Raw genomic sequence first — 567 nt, forward strand, 5'->3', positions numbered from 1 at the left:
CACCAGGAAATGCAATTCATACTGAAGTGATTGATTCAGAAGAAAATGATGAAGATGGACGTATTGAAGTAAGACAAGATTTCATGGATCGTGTTGAAGAAGATATACAACAATCATCAGATGAAGAATAATAAAAAATAAGACTTCCCTATATGTAGGGGAGTCTTATTTTTATGCTAGAAAGTAATGCTTTACTATATTCAATGATTAGTAATGACTAACTTTCTAATTGTTTCATTGCGTAAGGTATTTCATTGATAAGTCTTGATGGTGGCACCACATACATATCTTTTGCAAGGTTTTCGCCAATAAAACTATGTGTATATGTGGCACTCATAACCGCTTCTTTTAAGTTATCAAATTGACCGACAAAGCTTGTAATCATACCAGCAAGTGTATCGCCCATACCACCAGTCGCCATTGCTGGGCTACCGATTGTCAATTTAAAGTCTTCATCTTTAAAGAAAATTTCAGTACCATGTTTTTTAAGTACAACAGTTGCACCTAAACGATCAACTGCTTCACGATTACGCTCATATGTCTGTTCCTCAATAGGAATACCACTTA

2 protein-coding genes are annotated in these 567 nt (G+C 34.9%); one reads left to right on the forward strand and one right to left on the reverse strand.

All coding sequences use genetic code 11. From position 1 onward, the window contains the following. Positions 1 to 131, forward strand: a 131-nt coding sequence (locus IDG60_RS27080) for a hypothetical protein (protein ID WP_481906067.1), incomplete at its 5' end; no start/stop codon positions are given. An 86-nt stretch (positions 132 to 217) separates the two neighbouring features. Here IDG60_RS27080 and IDG60_RS00480 read toward each other — a convergent pair. Then, positions 218 to 567: ADP-dependent NAD(P)H-hydrate dehydratase (locus IDG60_RS00480; protein WP_274611424.1), on the reverse strand; the 350-nt coding region annotated here is incomplete at its 5' end.

This window comes from Staphylococcus sp. EG-SA-2, from assembly GCF_017152085.1.